Genomic DNA, 15,948 nt, shown 5'->3' on the forward strand with positions numbered 1-15,948 from the left:
TACAAAATTTTTAAATTTAAGTTTAGTTTTTAGGGGTAAAATTAACACTTTAAAAAAAAAGATAGGAAATTTAAATGAGTATTATGGATATACCTTATTTTTTAATTGGAATCATATCAGGCATAGCCTCTGGTTTATTTGGCATAGGTGGAGGTATGATAATAGTGCCCTTTATGCTTTTACTTGGTGAAAGTTCTCAACATGCCGTTGGAATTTCAGTAGTACAAATGATTTTTGCATCTATTTTTGGTTCGTATGTAAATTATAAAAAAAAGAATTTAAATTTAAAAGATGGTCTTATAGTAGGGCTTGGAGGTTTAGTAGGGGCTGCTTTTAGTGGTCAGCTTTTAAGATTATTAAGCGATGTTTCTTTAACTTCTATTTTTTTAGGCGTAAGTTGTGCATTTTTCTTAAAATATGCCTTTGGTATAAAAGAGCACCCTCAACAAACTAATATATCAGTTCTTGCTAAAAATATTGTTTTGCTTTGTACTGGTGCTTTTACGGGAATTTTTGCAATATCTTTTGGCATAGGTGGAGGACTTTTAATAACGCCTATTTTGGCTTATTTTTTAGGATATAATAGCAAAAAGGTAGTTCCTGTTTCTTTATTTTTTGTTATACCAGCTTCATTTGCTGGGACCTTTTCTTTTGTAAAATCAGGGGTTATTGATTATTCTGTTATAAATTCTGGCATAATAGTAGGCATTGCCTCAATGATAGGCGTTTTTTTAGGCATTAAAATCATAGAAAATATGAAAATTTCATCTCATCGTAAAATTTTACTTTGTATATATGTACTTTCAATTTCTATGACCACCTTTTCATTGCTTAGAAAACTTGGCATTATCATAATTTAAAATTTTGTGTTAAAATCGAAATTTAGCTTGAAAAAAGGCATAAAATGGAAGATATCATAAAAATTATCGGTGCAAGAGAAAATAATCTTAAAAATATTGACCTTGAAATTCCAAAAAATAAGCTTGTAGTTTTTACAGGTCTTAGTGGCTCTGGTAAGTCAACTCTAGCTTTTTCAACCCTTTATGCAGAAGGGCAAAGACGTTATATTGAAAGCCTTAGTGCTTATGCAAGGCAGTTTTTAGACAAGGTAGGAAAGCCTGATGTTGACAAAATCGAAGGGCTTACTCCAGCTATTGCAATTGATCAAAAAACTACTTCTAAAAATCCACGCTCAACAGTTGGAACTATTACTGAAATTTATGATTATCTTAGACTTTTATATGCAAGAATAGGTATTCAGCATTGCCATAATTGTGGTAAAAAAATTTCAAGTATGAGTTCAAGTGATATTGTAAATGAAATTTTAAAATTGCCATTAGGTGCTAAAATCATTATTTACGCCCCTTTGATTAGAGAAAAAAAAGGTACCTTTGTGGATTTATTTGAGTCTTTAAGACACAAGGGCTATGTTAGGGTGCAAGTTGATGGGGTTATGGTTAGATTGGATGAAGATATAGAACTTGCAAAGACTAAAAAACATACTATAAAACTTGTTATTGATAGGCTTGAGATTAAGGACGATTTATTATCTCGCTTAGCTAGTGATATTGAAAAAGGCTTAGAAGAGAGTTTTGGAGAATTAGAACTTGAAATTTTAAACGCTGATGAGTTTAATCTTAGCCCGAATTTACATTACAGCGAACATTATGCTTGTTTTGATTGTAAAATTTCTTTTAATCCACTTGAACCTTTGAGTTTTTCTTTTAACTCCTTAAAAGGTGCTTGTGAGAGCTGTGATGGGCTTGGTATTAGATATAGCCTTGATATGAAAAAAATTATCAATGAAAATCTTAGCTTAGAAAGCGGAGCAGTTAAGATAATGTATGGCTTTAATAAGAGCTATTATTATAAATTCTTACTTGCATTTTGCGAACAAAATTCAATAAATACTAAAATTCCTTATTCTGAGTTAAGCGATGATGAAAAAAGGCTTGTTTTATATGGCAATGCTAAGGAAATCAACTTTTTTTGGAAAAAACATAGGATTAAAAAAATCTTTGAGGGCGTGGTAAAGATTGCTTATAATATACTTAAAGATGAGCGAGATTTGGCTGATTTTATGAGTGAGAAAATTTGTAAGGATTGCAATGGACATCGCTTAAAATTAGAAAGTTTAGCCGTGCAAGTTAGTGGTAAAAGACTTGGTGAAATTTTAGATATGAGTATAGAAGATTGTGTTAATTTTTTTAGTAATGAAAAGAATTTTTCGCATTTAAGCGAACAAGAACAAATGATTGCAAGTCCTATTTTACATGAGATTAATGAAAGGCTTTATTTTTTATTTGATGTGGGCCTTGGTTATTTAAGCTTAGGTAGAGATGCAAGGACGATTAGTGGTGGGGAAGCCCAAAGAATTCGTATAGCTAGTCAAATAGGTAGTGGTTTAAGTGGGGTTATGTATGTTTTAGATGAACCTAGCATAGGTTTGCATGAAAGAGATACTTCAAAACTCATTAAAACCCTTAAAAATTTACAAGCAAAGGGCAATACATTAATAGTAGTAGAACATGATAAAAAAACCATTGAAAGTGCTGATTTTATAGTAGATATTGGCCCCTTAGCTGGTAAATTTGGAGGAGAGGTTGTTTTTAGTGGAGTGTATAAGGATTTGCTTAAAAGTAATAGCGAAACTGCTTTATACATGAGAGGGCTTAAGCAAATTTCTTTACAGCAAAATAGAAAACAAAAAACATGGCTTGAGCTTAAAAATGTAAATATTAATAATATTAAAAATTTAAATGCCAAATTTCCTTTACAAAATTTGGTTGCAATCACTGGTGTTTCAGGTTCGGGTAAAAGTTCTTTAATACTTCAAACCTTACTTCCTTTTGCACAAGAAGCCTTAAATCACGCAAAAAAGGTTAGAAAGGTAGGTGGGGTAGAAATTGAGGGCTTAGAATATTTAGATAAGGTAATTTACTTAGACCAAAGTCCTATTGGAAAAACGCCTCGTTCAAATCCTGCTACTTATACTGGGGCTATGGATGAGATTAGAAATCTTTTTACTAATACAAAAGAGGCAAAAATGAAAGGCTATAAAATAGGGCGATTTTCCTTTAATGTCAAAGGAGGTCGTTGTGAAAAATGTCAAGGGGATGGTGAGATAAAAATAGAAATGCATTTTTTGCCCGATGTAATGGTGATTTGTGATGCTTGTAAGGGTAAGAGATATAACGAGGCTACTTTGGAGATTAAATATAAGGGTAAGAGTATAGCTGATATTTTGCATATGAGTATTTTAGAGGCAAATGAATTTTTTAAGGCCGTGCCTAAAATTCGCCAAAAGCTTGATACGCTTGTAAAAGTAGGGCTTGATTATCTTACACTTGGGCAAAATGCTACAACTTTAAGTGGAGGAGAAGCTCAACGCATAAAACTTGCAAAAGAACTTAGCAAAACAGATACGGGCAAAACCCTTTATATACTTGATGAACCTACCACTGGTTTGCATTTTGAAGATGTTAATAAATTAATAGCAGTTTTACAACATTTAGTAGATATGAATAATTCTGTTTTTGTAATAGAACATAATTTAGATGTTATTAAAAATGCTGATTATATAGTGGATATGGGGCCAGAAGGTGGCGTTAAGGGTGGCAAGATTATAGCACAAGGCAATGTTGCACATTTGATAAAGGAGCGTAAAAAAAGCTATACAGGGCATTATTTAAATTTAGAATTAAATGAGAATAAAAAATGAAAAATATTATAATCATAGGTAAACCAAATGTAGGTAAATCAAGCTTATTTAATCGTTTGCTTAGAAAAAGAATTGCTATAACAAGCGAAATTTCAGGCACTACAAGAGATATTAATAAGGTCAAAATTCAAATAGGTTCTAAGTCTGCTTTTTTGATTGATAGTGGAGGGCTTGATGAAAGCAATATTTTATTTAAAAAAGTACAAACCAATACACTAAAAATGGTACATGAAAGCGATATTATACTTTATATGGTTGATGGAAAAAAATTGCCAGATGATGAAGATAGGAAAATTTTTTATAGTTTAAAAAAGCTAAATAAGCCTATGGCACTGCTTATAAATAAGGTTGATAATAAAAAAGATGAAGAAAGGACTTGGGAATTTGCAAATTTTGGAATAAAAGAAATTTTTAGCCTTTCTGTTAGTCATAATATAGGCATTGATGAACTTTGTACCTGGCTTGAAAAATTCTTAGATGATGCAACTTTGGTCGTTGATAATGATGAGTGTTTGGAAGATTTTTTAGAAAATTTAGATGAAAAAGATATAGATGAAAATCATATAAAAGTAGCCATTGTTGGCCGTGTTAATGTTGGAAAATCAAGCCTTTTAAATGCTTTAGTAAAGGAAAATAGAAGTGTGGTAAGTGAGATTGAAGGAACTACCATTGACCCTGTAAATGAAAGCATTATTTATAATAATAAAACTATAGAATTTATCGATACAGCTGGTATTAGAAAACGTGGTAAGATAGAAGGGCTTGAAAAATTTGGACTTAATAGGACACAAAAAATGCTTGAAAATGCACATATTGCCTTGCTTGTTTTAGATGCATCACAAGGCTTTAACGAACTTGACGAACGTATTGCTGGGCTTATTTCAAAGTATTTTTTAGGCGTTATCATAGTGCTTAATAAATGGGATAAAAGTACTTTTGATTTTGATAAGGTAAGTAAAGAATTAAGACTTGATAGATTTAAATTTCTTGCCTTTGCCCCTATTATAAGTGTGAGTGCTTTAAGTGGTAAAAGAGTGCATGTGATTTTTGAAAAAATATTAAATGTCTTTGAAAATTTTATTCAAAAAATGCAAACCTCAAAGCTTAATGAAATCATACAAGAAGCTACTAAAACTCACCCTTTACCCCATGATAAAGGAAAACTTGTAAAAATTTATTATGCTACCCAGTATGAAATCGCCCCTCCAAAAATAGCCCTAATTATGAATCGCCCAAAGACCTTGCATTTTAGTTATAAACGTTATTTGCAAAACAAGCTTCGCTCTCATTTTTGCCTTGAAGGCGTTCCTTTGATACTTGCTACTAGAAAAAGAGGGGAAAAAGAAGAAAATTAATAATTTTATATAAGTTTATTATTATAATCTAGTAATGTTTTTTGTAGTGAAGTATCGTATTTTATATTTTCATCAGCTTTTAATTCTACACTATAATCTGAAAGACAAGTACGGCATTTTGTCTTTAAGGGAAAGTCTTATACAAAGTCTTCCTTTTTTGTTTATACTTAATGTTTTATGTGACTTTGCATCTATGTATATTAAATTTTTTCAATTATCAATGGCCTTTAACATTGCAATATCTTTTATTAGATAAAAAGGGATTATGTAGTGAAGTTCGAACTGTTCGTTCTTATTAATTTTATGATTTTTAAAATATTCTTTTTTTTACCAAAGGACTTCTTTTAAATTTAATTTTTTCTCCATTAAATTTTTTTTCTTATAGTAATACTTTTTCTTTCTTTATCATATTCTAAAACACCAAGCATATTTAGATTTTCAAAAATAGTTTGGGTTCCATTGTTCCAGTTATGAAAATCTCTTTTATTGATTTTATCACCTGTGAAGTTTTTAGGATTGCAGTAATTAGCTATATGTTCTATAGCAATCTTTTTTCTAGCCCTTAAATTTCTAAATTCATTTATGTAATTTATAATCATATCTTTTGTTAGATTTTTACCATTATAATTTTTGCCTAAAAAAGACACGAAAAACATAAATTCATATTCATCTAAATAAGCATGATTTAAAGAATTTATAATATCTACAATATCTTCTATGTAAGTTGCCAAATACATTTGTTAAAGCTATGCCTAAAGACTTTAGCTAATCAAGTTCGTTTTTAGCTTGTAAAAATTCCATCCCACTATCGCTTATTTGAACATATCTATATCGATACCTTTTATCTGGTTCGCAAATTTTCATTTTTTAGTAAATCTTTCAATAAAGCCCATTCTATGCAAATTTACAAATATTATTTTTATCATTCCCATATCAGTTATACTATAATTTATTTTATTAAGTTTTATATTTACATTTTAGAAATTCGGTAAAAGCATATTCTTCTTTTTTATATATGTAGTTTTCTTTAATATCACCTTGAGTGGTATAAAGTAAACCATATTTTATTAGTTCATTTAATATTATTTTGATACATTCCTTATCCCAGCGATAATGTTGAAATTTATGAGTTCCACGATAATCATCTCTTTTAAGTCTTTCACATAAAAATTCCCAACAAGATAAATTTGGATAAACGTCATTTAATTTTTCTTTTAAATCGTTTAAATCACTCATATATAAAATCCTTTAATTTAGTATTTAAATATTTTTTATTCATTTCACAGCCTATAAAATTTCTTTTAAGCTCTAAGGCTGTTAAACTTACGATACCTGAGCCACTAAATAAATCAAGTATTAAGTCACCTTCTTTACTACTTGCTTTAATCATTCTTTTTACCATTTGTTTTGGTTTTGGTGTTGGGTGTTTTAATTTTTGAGTTTTGCCATTAATCTTTTCTACATGTCTTTGAGAACTTATCTCCCATACATCAGGGCATAATTTACCATTATTATTTGGAAACCATCTTTTGCCATTTTTTAATATCCCCTTAGTTTTTACATGTTCTATTCTTTGCGTAGATTCATAAGCTATCCTAATGCTTTCATTATCAAAATAATATTCTTTTTTATCCATTGTATAAAAAAGAATGCTTTCTTGGTTATTGTTATATTTTCTTTTATTTGCATTAAATCCATCTTTTTTATACCAAGTTATCCAGTTTTGAAAATTTGCTTTATTTTGTAAATAATTAAGCATTAAGCCACAATTATAAGGAGTATTAAAGATATAAAATTAGCATTCTTTTTAAGTTTTATTAGCATTAAATCAAGCCATTTAAAGGTAAATTTTAAAAATTCATTCTCATTTTTAAAACTATCCCATTGAGCTTTTTTTAAACTATAAGGTGGGTCAATTATAGCTAAATCAATGCTATAACCTTGCAATGATTGCAAAAAGTCAAAAACATCTTTTATATAAATTTTATTTTTCATTTAATTTATCCATTATTACTTCTTTATATTTTTCATAAAGTTCATAACCTATAAAATTTCTTTTTAAAGATTTTGCAACTACTAAGGTAGTACCACTTCCAGCAAATGGGTTTAAAACTATATCTCCTACAAAAGAATAAAGCTTAATAAGCCTATAAGCAATCTGCTTTGGCATAATAGCAGGGTGTTTTCCGAAGGCTGGGTTATTTTTATTTGGTATGGTTATATTCCAAATTTGTTTTGTATACTCAAGCCATTCTTTTTGACTTAATTTACTTACTTCTTTTATATTGTTAGGAATTTTTTCTTTATTTTATCTATCTTTTACATAAATAGTGATAAATTCTGTTGTGTTTTGGGCGTAAAAATTTCTAGGATAAGGATAAGAACCAAACATAAGTTTTTACTTGAATTTATCCTATTCCAAATGTAAAGGTCCATTAAAAAAAATTGTGTTTTGTGTAAAATTTGATGTTGAATATCGCTTTGTAAGTCAAAAATATGTCTGTTGTAGTGTGTGTTTAAATCTTTTTTAAGCATAGGCATTAATGGAATATTAATGCAAAGTTTGCCATTTGGCTTTAAAACCCTAAAGCATTCTTTAAATACTAAACTAAGATTATTTAGATACTTTTTATAGTTATCATCCCCCCCCCTATATCGCTTTTTAAACGAGTAGAATGAGCTATATTTTGATAGCCATTTTTTGAATAATCTTTTATATTAAAATATGGAGGCGAGGTTATGATTAAATGCACGGAGTTATTTTCTACTTCTTGAATTTTAGTACTAGACTTGTAAAAAACTTTATTTATATTATCTTTCATCTTTACTCACAATTTTAAAAAAAGGAAGATTATAGCAAAAAATTTTATATTTGTTAGATTTTTTATGGTTAAAAAATAAATTTTAGAGAGTTTTGAAAGTTAAAAAAAATCAAGGTAAAAATACCTTGAAATTTAGTCCATTTGCCTTCTTAAAAAGGCCGGTGTTTCAAGTTGAGACATCATTTCCTCATCATAGCCACCACTAACTTTTTTGATATTTATGTAAGGATTTTTAGCATTTTGTTTTTCTTCACTAGCTTTTTCCATATTTGCTTGACTAGCTCTATTTTCAAAGCCAGTTGCTATAATGGTTACTTCCACATTGTCTTCCATAGTATCATCAGTAGTAGTTCCAAATATGATTTTAGCATTTTCATCAACCAATTCTTGTACGCCTTCTGCTGCATGGGCAATTTCAAAGAAAGAACAATTAGAACTTGTTTTAAAATGCAATATAACGCCCTTTGCACCCTTTATATCCATACCATCAAGCAAAGGAGATTCAATAGCATTTGAAATAGCCTCATTTACCGCATTTTCACCTTTTGCACTACCTATACCCATTAAAGCTAAGCCCCTATGGCTCATAACTGTTTTAACATCGGCAAAGTCAACATTAATATCACCATTATTTAAAAGTATAGAAACCATTCCACGAACTGCATTTGTAAGTACATCATCAACTACTTTAAAAGAATCTTTCATACTTGCTTTTTTATCGATTAAACTAAGCAATTTTTCATTTTGAATCACAAGAATAGAATCACTTTCCTTTTTAAGTTCTTCAAGACCAACTTCTGCTAATCTTGTTCTAGGTTTTCCTTCAAATTTAAAAGGCATTGTTACTACTGAAACGGTTAGGGCACCAACTTCTTTTGCGGCTTGAGCGATTATAGGTGTGGCACCTGTACCTGTACCACCACCAAGTCCAGAGGCAATAAATACTATATCACTTTGTGCTAATGAAGCCTTTAATTCTTCAAAATTTTCTCTAGCACTTTCAGCACCAACTTCTGGCACCATTCCAGCACCACGTCCTCTAGTTTTCTTTTCCCCTAATTGAATTTTTGTTTTTGCTAATGAACTAGCAAGGTCTTGTGCGTCTGTATTGGCGACTATTAAATCTAGGTCGTTAAGACCCATTTTTATCATATGATTTATCATATTTCCACCACCACCACCACAACCGATGATTTTAATACTAACACCCAAGCCGTGTTGTGCTTCTTCAACTAAGAATTCGCTCATAAACCCTACTCCTTAAAATTGATTCATAATTTTATGCCAAATATTAGAAAACATTCCAGGCTTTTTTATCTTCGTTTCCTTAATGTTTAACTCATCTTTTAGCGTTATTGTATCATTTTCTTGTAAATTTTCATCAAAATTTTCAGTTTTTATCTCTATTTCTTCTTTTTTGGGTATTACTTCTTGCTTTATTTTATGGTTAAAATTCTCAATCTCGCCCTTATATCTTAATATTTCATTAGAGTCAAGTTCATAAGGAGTGAAGTGTCCAGCCCCATATAAACAAAGACCAATAGCACAAGTATTTTCAGGATTATCAAAAATTTCACTAAAACCCATAGCTAAATCTTTTCTAGCACTTGCAAGGCGAACAGATTTATTTCCAAAGATAGTAGGGGCTAATTCATCAAGCCCGGCAAGTTGCGTCATACCACCAGTTAATACAACTCCACCAGCCCCTATAACATCAGTATAACAATCATCACTTAGAATTTTTGCTAAAATCATTAAAGTTTCTTCTGTTCTTGCATAAATAACATTAGAAATAATTTCTAAGGATACTTCATTTACCTTTTTCTCATCGCCCATTGATGGAATTTGAATAAGGGCGTTAGGTTGTTGAGAAAGTGATTTATATTTTAATTTTATCTTTTCAGCTTCTTTAAGTGGAGTATGTAGTGCCATTGATAAATCTTGTGTTATGTTAATAGAACCAATTTGCAAACAATCATTATGCCTTATAGAATTTCCAGTGTGTACTACTATATCGCATATTGCCCCACCCATATCAATAAGTGCAACACCTAGTTCTTTTTCGCTATCATCTAAACAAGCAATAGCAGAAGCATAGCCTGAAAGGACTATATTATCTACCCTTAAATCCGCAAGTTCTACAGCTTTTTTAAGATTTTTAATATGTGATTCTTGAGATATTACTATGTGAGTTAATACCTCTAAGCGATTGCCGCTCATTCCAAGAGGATCTTCAACATGTTCTAAATCATTTACCTTAAAATTATAAGGCAAAACATGCACGATTTCATAACCACTTGGTAAATTTGCTGTGTGTTTTGCTGTAGTTACTGCCCTTTGAATAGCCTTTATGCTAATTTCTTGAGTTGGGATATTAACCACGCCCACGCTATCAACGCTTTTTGTGTATGCCCCAGATATTGAAATAATTACTTTATCATAATGAACACCTGACATCATTTCAGCGTTTCTAACGGCTTCTTCTATTGATTTGGAGGCAAGTTCTATATTTGTAATAGCACCCTTTTTAACTCCATTTGTTTTTGCCTTTGCAAAACCGATTATTTTTAAACCTTCTTCGTCTTTTTGAGCGACAATGGCACAAGTTTGTGTCGAACCTAAGTCAATTCCTAATATATTCATCAAGATTGATTCCCTTTGTAGTAAATTTTTATCGGATATGTTTTTTTAAGCTCTTCAATAAGTTCATTTTTAATTTCACTTGATTTTAAATTATCTAAGGCTTGAGTTAACATAGCTTGATATTGTTCTATTTTATTATCTTGTGCTTGTAATTTTTGTTTATTTATTCTATAAAGGGCTACCTTATCGTTATTTATAACCACATAAGAAGCATTTTGTTCGTTATTAAAAACGCCCATTAATAAACTAGCAAATTCTGCATCATTTAAAGAATTTACCTTTTCATTATCCCTAGTACTATCTCTAGTTACAAAGCCTATATTTATCCCTTTGAACGTTGCTAAATTTTGTTTAGCCCTTTCTTCAAGCTTATTTTTAATGCTTTGGCTTATATAAATAGGCAAAATCTCACTTCTAGCTTCTTCATAAGTTTTAATGCGAACTGGATTGCTTTTATTTAGCTTTATGATTAAATAGCCTATATTATCGTTATCTTTATTCCAAATAACAGGTCTTAGTATATCATCACTTTTTGCCTTTGCTAAAAGTTCTAAAGGGTAATAAACAGCGTTTTCATCAATGCTTATATTATTTTCAAATTCTATTTTTTTATCCTTTAAGGCTAGAAATTTTTCATTAGCTAAAGGTCTTGTTTTATCTAAAATATAATCTTTTATCACGTCTTCCTTTGCATTTTCAAAGCTCATAATTTTGCCATTAAAGTCTTTATACTTAAATTTATTATTTTCATCGTTGTAAAATTTTATAAGCTCTTCATCATTGTAATCTTTCATATCAGCAGTCACAAAAAAAGTAGAAAGTTCATAAGTTTTTGGCATTTTATAATCTTCTTTATGTTCATTCCAAAGTTTTTTAATCTCTTCTTCGTTTATATCCACATTTTGATTATTATTTGTTAAAACATCAATATTTAAAGAATCTTGCATAAAATAGCTAGCTGCTAGCATTTTAAGCTCTTCATCTGAATTTGCAATCTTAAAAATATTTGCTAATTTATCTATGGTAATACCCTTTGCAAGACTTTCTTCAAAGTCCTTTGCACTGATTTGATTGCGTTTTAAAATTTCATAGTAAAGATTTTTATCAAAATTACCTTGTGGGTCTTGAAATGCACTCAAATTTTTAAGTTCGTTTAAAATTTCACTTTCTAATGCACTAAGTCCTAAATCCTTAGCAAAGCTCAATAAAAGTTTATCCTCTACTAAAGAACTAAGTGCTAATAAATCAAGCCCCATTTCTAAGGCATTTTCTTCGCTTAAATTTCCATTGCTTATTTGATTATAAGTATTAAAAATTTGATTGTATCTAGTGCTAAATTCGCTAAAACTTATTTTTTCATTTCCTACAATGGCAACTGATGAGCTTCTATTTAGATTAAAATCATAAGCCCCCCAGCCTACAAAACCCGCACCAACAAAGGCTATAACACTAACCCAAATAGTAATAACTAGGTATTTTTTATGATGTTGCATCCAAGTAAGCATTGTTTTCCTTGACTAAATTTATAAATTTATAGTTTCGTATATTAGCTAATAAGTGTTTAAGTTTAGTTTAATTAAGGTTATTTTTTTAAATATTTTCTTTAAAATTGTGCATTTAAATACTTTTTCGTTATAATTAGGCTTTTAAACTTAAATTTTTAGGATTAAATTTGCAAATTTTACATATTCCTGTTTTGCTTGAAGAAGTAAAACAAAGCTTTGAAAATGTAAACGAGGGGCTATTTTTAGATTGTACTTTGGGTTATGGGGGACACAGCTATGCCTTACTTAAAGCACATTCTAAACTTAAATTAATTGCTTGTGATAAAGACGAGATAGCCTTAAATTTTTCAAAGGATTACTTAAAGGAATTTGTGGATAGAATTACTTTTTATCATTGTGATTTTAGGGAAATTTTAGATAAAATTGATAGTTCTAAATTAAGAGGAATTCTTGCAGATATAGGCGTTTCATCCTTGCAGCTTGATAAAAATGAAAGAGGTTTTAGCATAAGGTCTGATTATTTAGATATGAGAATGGATAAAAATTCTAAACTTAGTGCCTTTGAAGTGATAAATTCTTATAGCAAAGAAAAACTTACTAATATTTTTAAAGAATATGCCCAGCTAAATAACGCATTTTTTTTAGCTGAAAAAATTTGCAAGGCTAGGGTTATAAAAGAGATAAAAAGTGCAAAAGAACTTTGCGAGATTATAGGCTTTCAAAGGCAAAATAATAGACATATTTCACAAGCTATTTTAGTATTTCAAGCTATAAGGATTGAAGTAAATGATGAACTTAACGCCTTGAATGAATTTTTATTAAAGCTTGAAAAATCAAGGCTTAAAGAATGTGTTGTGGCTATAATTTGTTTTCATTCCTTAGAAGATAAGATTGTAAAAAATTTTTTTAAAAAATGGGAAAAATCTTGCATTTGTGATTTACGAGCTGTGAAATGCGAGTGTGGCAATAATCATAGCTTAGGGCATATTGTGAATAAAAAGGTTATTAGGGCTTCTAAGTTAGAAATAGAAAAAAATTCTCGTGCAAGTTGTGCTAAAATGCGTGTTTTTTATTTTAGTGGAAAAAATGAATGTTAGAAGATGATTTTTTAAAAGAAAAACAAAATATACGGGAAAAAATGCTTAAATATTCTCGTGCTATATCGCAAGGAAAACCGTTAGATGATGAATTTAATGAACTTTCTAGTGATGATATTTTAAGACGTAGATTTAAAAATAGGCATAAAACAAGGCATGATTATTTAGATGATGATGAAGAATTTGAAGATAGGGAAAAAAAGTCAAATATTTATTTAAAAGAAGATTTAATCAATGTAAAGCTTGAAGAAAGGCAGTCCTTAACAAATAAAATTTTTACTCAATTTAAAAAGAAAAAGGATAAAACAGAAAAACAAAGCGATAAAAAGAGACGCAATTTATTTGGTGTTTTTAGCAAAAATAGTAAAAAAGATAAAAATCAAAATTTAGTAAGTCAAAATACTAAAATTACAACCCAAGAGCCTAAAACAACTACAATTACAGAAAGTGAAGAAACTGCTAAAATTTTAAAACAAAGACATAATTATAAAAAGGAAGAAAAAAAAGAAAATATTAAAGAAACTATACAACAAAAAGATAAGCTAGAAGAAAAAAGGGAAGTTAAATCTTTAGAGATTAAACAAGATTTAGAGATTAAAGAAAATAATTTTGAAAAAAAAGAAGAAAAAATAGATATAAAAAATATTATCTCAAATAGCGAAGAAAACGAAAATGCTAAAAATACCTTGCTTGAGAGCTTTTCAAATGCCACTAAAGAAGATGCGAATTTAAATTTAAATCAATTGCTTTTTGTGGCCTTGTTCATAAGCTTTGTTTTGTTTTTATTTGTACCTCAAATTTACATAAGAAATAATATTTATTATTTAAGCCGTGAAATAGCCGTTTTAAGAAATGAAGAAAGCGTTTTAAATGAAGAAAATAAAGAACTTAAAAGAAGACTTGAAAATATGCGTTTTAAGAATCAAATTTTAGATTATTTAGAGTGATTTTCTACTATTTTTTCTAAGACGTATTTTTCTAAATTTGTTTTAGAAACTTCATCTTTTAGGGCTTGTTTATAAATTTCTTCAACTATACTTGAATATTTTTCATAAGCAAAACAAGGAAAATGATTGGCCCATGCCTTTAAAATCAAATTCTTAGACATAATTTTTCTAGTATATACCTTAAATATATCAAAGCCTATAAAAACGACCGCAGTTACCAAAATAGAACTAAGAATACTTATATGAAAATCCAAGCGAGTAAATAAATAATGCGTTATCAAAAGTAGGGGCACTAGTATTAAAAAGCATAAAATTCCATAGTAAATGTAAGCATTAAGCATTTTAAGCTTAAAATTTAACTTAGCATAATCTACAAGCATACCTTCATTAAATAAAGCATTAGCTTCTAATAAATCCTTTAAAAGCACGGGTTGTTCTGAAATTTTAAAGATAAAATTTAAGCTAAATTGTGTGAATTTATTTGCCATTTCTTACTCTTAATTTAAAAATAACTAGGTATAATTATACAATTTTTGTTTTAATATTTAGTGAATTTAACATATTTTTTTAATTAAGGATAAATTATGATGAGTGAAAAAGAAATAGTTTTTTTAAATGGTGAGTTTTTAAAAAAAGAAGAGGCTAAGATTAGCGTTTTTGACAGGGGATTTATTTTTGGTGATGGAATTTATGAAGTAGTACCTGTTGTTAATGGTAAAATGGTAGATAAAGAAGATTTTTGGGAAAGATTTTTTCGCTCTTTAAAATCAATAAAACTAGAATTTCCTTATGAAAAGCTTGAATTTGAATATATTTTACAAAATTTAATTATTAAAAATAATGTTAAAGAAGGTGGCATATATTTGCAAGTTACAAGGGGCGTTTCATCTAGGGACTTTGCTTTTGCAAAAAATATTAAACCAACTATTATGTGCTTTGTTTTTGAATGTGAAATTTTAAATAATCCTTTGAAAGATAAAGGAATTAGCGTTGTAAGTGTTCCTGATTTGCGTTGGAAAAGAAGAGATATTAAAAGCATATCTTTGCTTGGTCAATGTTATGCAAAGGAAATGGCAGTAGAACAAAAGGCAGACGAGGCCTTTTTAGTAGAAAATGGCTTAGTGAATGAAGGGTCTAGCTCCTCAGCCTTTATGATCAAAGATAAAACCCTTATAGTCAAACCTATATCAAATGAAATTTTAAGTGGAATTCGTAGAAAAAATATCTTAAAATTTGCAAAAGAATTAAATTTAAATGTAAATGAAAGGGCCTTTAGTATAGGAGAAGTTTATAAGGCAGATGAAGTATTTATATCAGCTGCTACTATTTTAATACTGCCTGTAATTAGTGCTGATAAAAAGCTTATAAACAATGGTAAAATAGGAGAATTTACTAAAAAACTTAGAGAAAAATATGTTCAAAATATCTTAGAACAAGTAAAAAATTAAAAGCCTATTGTAATATTTTTTGTATATGGAGAAATAGCTTCTTGTAAAGACAACACCTTACTTTCCTTATATATGTTTGCGAAATGTTAAGCAATAAAGAAACTTTTTATATCAATAAAGAAAACACAGATAATAAAAATTATGTTTATTTATTGACGAATATAAAAAGGTGTAAGAGTTTATAGATAAATATAATAAAATCAATGATAAATTCAAAAAAACTTGTCCTACCAAGGAATATCCAAATGTTTATAAGGTGCCAATAGCTGATAATGAATTATTAATTAGCCATACAGTAGCATATTTAAAAGGAAATTTCTTTGTAGATAAAAAAGGGACTAATATTAGCCTTAAACTTATTGCGAAAGAAGAATTTAAATTGAAAAATTACTAAAATTAAGATACTGGTG

At 29.0% G+C, this 15,948-nt stretch carries 12 protein-coding genes and 2 pseudogenes; 6 read left to right on the plus strand and 8 right to left on the minus strand.

Going from position 1 to position 15,948, the window contains the following annotated elements; genetic code table 11:
* The first annotated feature begins 74 nt into the window (after window positions 1-74).
* Genes FMM56_RS07650 through der form a run of 3 tightly spaced genes read left to right on the plus strand, consistent with a single transcriptional unit; the run spans window position 75 to window position 5,076 of the window.
* Window positions 75-860, plus strand: a complete 786-nt coding sequence (locus tag FMM56_RS07650; RefSeq protein ID WP_150139546.1) for a sulfite exporter TauE/SafE family protein — start codon at window positions 75-77, stop codon at window positions 858-860.
* Window positions 861-904: 44 nt separating this feature from the next.
* A complete protein-coding gene (uvrA, locus tag FMM56_RS07655; protein WP_150208265.1) occupies window positions 905-3,721 on the plus strand; it encodes an excinuclease ABC subunit UvrA in 2,817 nt (938 codons plus the stop codon).
* On the plus strand, window positions 3,718-5,076 hold the full coding sequence (gene der, locus FMM56_RS07660) for a ribosome biogenesis GTPase Der (protein ID WP_150139549.1): 1,359 nt from the start codon (window positions 3,718-3,720) through the stop codon (window positions 5,074-5,076). Before uvrA ends, der begins: the two co-directional genes overlap by 4 nt.
* Before the next feature lie 365 nt (window positions 5,077-5,441).
* On the opposite strand, the gene FMM56_RS07665 is transcribed toward der, so the two are convergent.
* The 7 genes and pseudogenes from FMM56_RS07665 to FMM56_RS07695 form a co-directional block, all read right to left on the minus strand.
* Window positions 5,442-5,813 carry a hypothetical protein gene (locus FMM56_RS07665; RefSeq protein WP_150139551.1) on the minus strand — a complete coding sequence of 124 codons (372 nt, stop codon included), beginning with the start codon at window positions 5,811-5,813 and terminating at the stop codon, window positions 5,442-5,444.
* A 220-nt stretch (window positions 5,814-6,033) separates the two neighbouring features.
* The gene (locus FMM56_RS07670) at window positions 6,034-6,312 is read right to left on the minus strand and encodes a hypothetical protein (protein ID WP_150139552.1); all 279 of its coding nucleotides are present in this window, start codon (window positions 6,310-6,312) and stop codon (window positions 6,034-6,036) included.
* Window positions 6,305-7,071 (minus strand): annotated as a pseudogene (locus tag FMM56_RS07675) (site-specific DNA-methyltransferase). Before FMM56_RS07675 ends, FMM56_RS07670 begins: the two are co-directional and overlap by 8 nt.
* A pseudogene (locus FMM56_RS07680) lies at window positions 7,061-7,898 on the minus strand (DNA-methyltransferase). The pseudogenes FMM56_RS07675 and FMM56_RS07680 overlap by 11 nt, the downstream one beginning before the upstream one ends.
* Before the next feature lie 132 nt (window positions 7,899-8,030).
* Entirely contained in the window at window positions 8,031-9,146 is a 1,116-nt protein-coding gene (gene ftsZ / locus FMM56_RS07685; protein WP_150139554.1) for a cell division protein FtsZ, read from the minus strand.
* A gap of 12 nt (window positions 9,147-9,158) precedes the next feature.
* Window positions 9,159-10,547: a cell division protein FtsA gene (ftsA, locus tag FMM56_RS07690; protein ID WP_150139555.1), complete on the minus strand. Its 1,389-nt coding sequence runs from the start codon at window positions 10,545-10,547 to the stop codon at window positions 9,159-9,161.
* Window positions 10,541-12,046, minus strand: coding sequence for a peptidylprolyl isomerase (locus FMM56_RS07695; RefSeq protein WP_150139557.1), 1,506 nt, complete (start codon window positions 12,044-12,046; stop codon window positions 10,541-10,543). Before FMM56_RS07695 ends, ftsA begins: the two co-directional genes overlap by 7 nt.
* A gap of 167 nt (window positions 12,047-12,213) precedes the next feature.
* Between FMM56_RS07695 and rsmH the strand changes: the two genes are divergently transcribed.
* Entirely contained in the window at window positions 12,214-13,143 is a 930-nt protein-coding gene (gene rsmH, locus FMM56_RS07700) for a 16S rRNA (cytosine(1402)-N(4))-methyltransferase RsmH (protein WP_150139559.1), read from the plus strand.
* Window positions 13,137-14,090 (plus strand): hypothetical protein, encoded by a 954-nt coding sequence (locus tag FMM56_RS07705; protein ID WP_150208268.1) that lies wholly within the window; start codon window positions 13,137-13,139, stop codon window positions 14,088-14,090. Before rsmH ends, FMM56_RS07705 begins: the two co-directional genes overlap by 7 nt.
* Here FMM56_RS07705 and FMM56_RS07710 read toward each other — a convergent pair.
* Complete coding sequence (locus FMM56_RS07710; protein ID WP_150139563.1) at window positions 14,078-14,578, minus strand: hypothetical protein; 501 nt, start codon at window positions 14,576-14,578, stop codon at window positions 14,078-14,080. The genes FMM56_RS07705 and FMM56_RS07710 overlap by 13 nt on opposite strands.
* 96 nt (window positions 14,579-14,674) lie before the next feature.
* Between FMM56_RS07710 and FMM56_RS07715 the strand changes: the two genes are divergently transcribed.
* A complete protein-coding gene (locus FMM56_RS07715) occupies window positions 14,675-15,538 on the plus strand; it encodes a D-amino acid aminotransferase (protein WP_150139565.1) in 864 nt (287 codons plus the stop codon).
* Window positions 15,539-15,948: the final 410 nt, after the last annotated feature.

Source organism: Campylobacter sp. LR264d (genome assembly GCF_008633895.1).
In the GTDB taxonomy this organism is placed as follows: Bacteria; Campylobacterota; Campylobacteria; order Campylobacterales; family Campylobacteraceae; genus Campylobacter_D.

Coding starts and splice junctions, on each gene's coding strand:
- FMM56_RS07650 (WP_150139546.1), top strand. CDS start 75: ATGAGTATTATGGATATACCTTATTTTTTAATTGGAATCATATCAGGC.
- uvrA (WP_150208265.1), top strand. CDS start 905: ATGGAAGATATCATAAAAATTATCGGTGCAAGAGAAAATAATCTTAAA.
- der (WP_150139549.1), top strand. CDS start 3,718: ATGAAAAATATTATAATCATAGGTAAACCAAATGTAGGTAAATCAAGC.
- FMM56_RS07665 (WP_150139551.1), bottom strand. CDS start 5,813: ATGTATTTGGCAACTTACATAGAAGATATTGTAGATATTATAAATTCT.
- FMM56_RS07670 (WP_150139552.1), bottom strand. CDS start 6,312: ATGAGTGATTTAAACGATTTAAAAGAAAAATTAAATGACGTTTATCCA.
- ftsZ (WP_150139554.1), bottom strand. CDS start 9,146: ATGAGCGAATTCTTAGTTGAAGAAGCACAACACGGCTTGGGTGTTAGT.
- FMM56_RS07695 (WP_150139557.1), bottom strand. CDS start 12,046: ATGCTTACTTGGATGCAACATCATAAAAAATACCTAGTTATTACTATT.
- FMM56_RS07705 (WP_150208268.1), top strand. CDS start 13,137: ATGTTAGAAGATGATTTTTTAAAAGAAAAACAAAATATACGGGAAAAA.
- FMM56_RS07710 (WP_150139563.1), bottom strand. CDS start 14,578: ATGGCAAATAAATTCACACAATTTAGCTTAAATTTTATCTTTAAAATT.
- FMM56_RS07715 (WP_150139565.1), top strand. CDS start 14,675: ATGATGAGTGAAAAAGAAATAGTTTTTTTAAATGGTGAGTTTTTAAAA.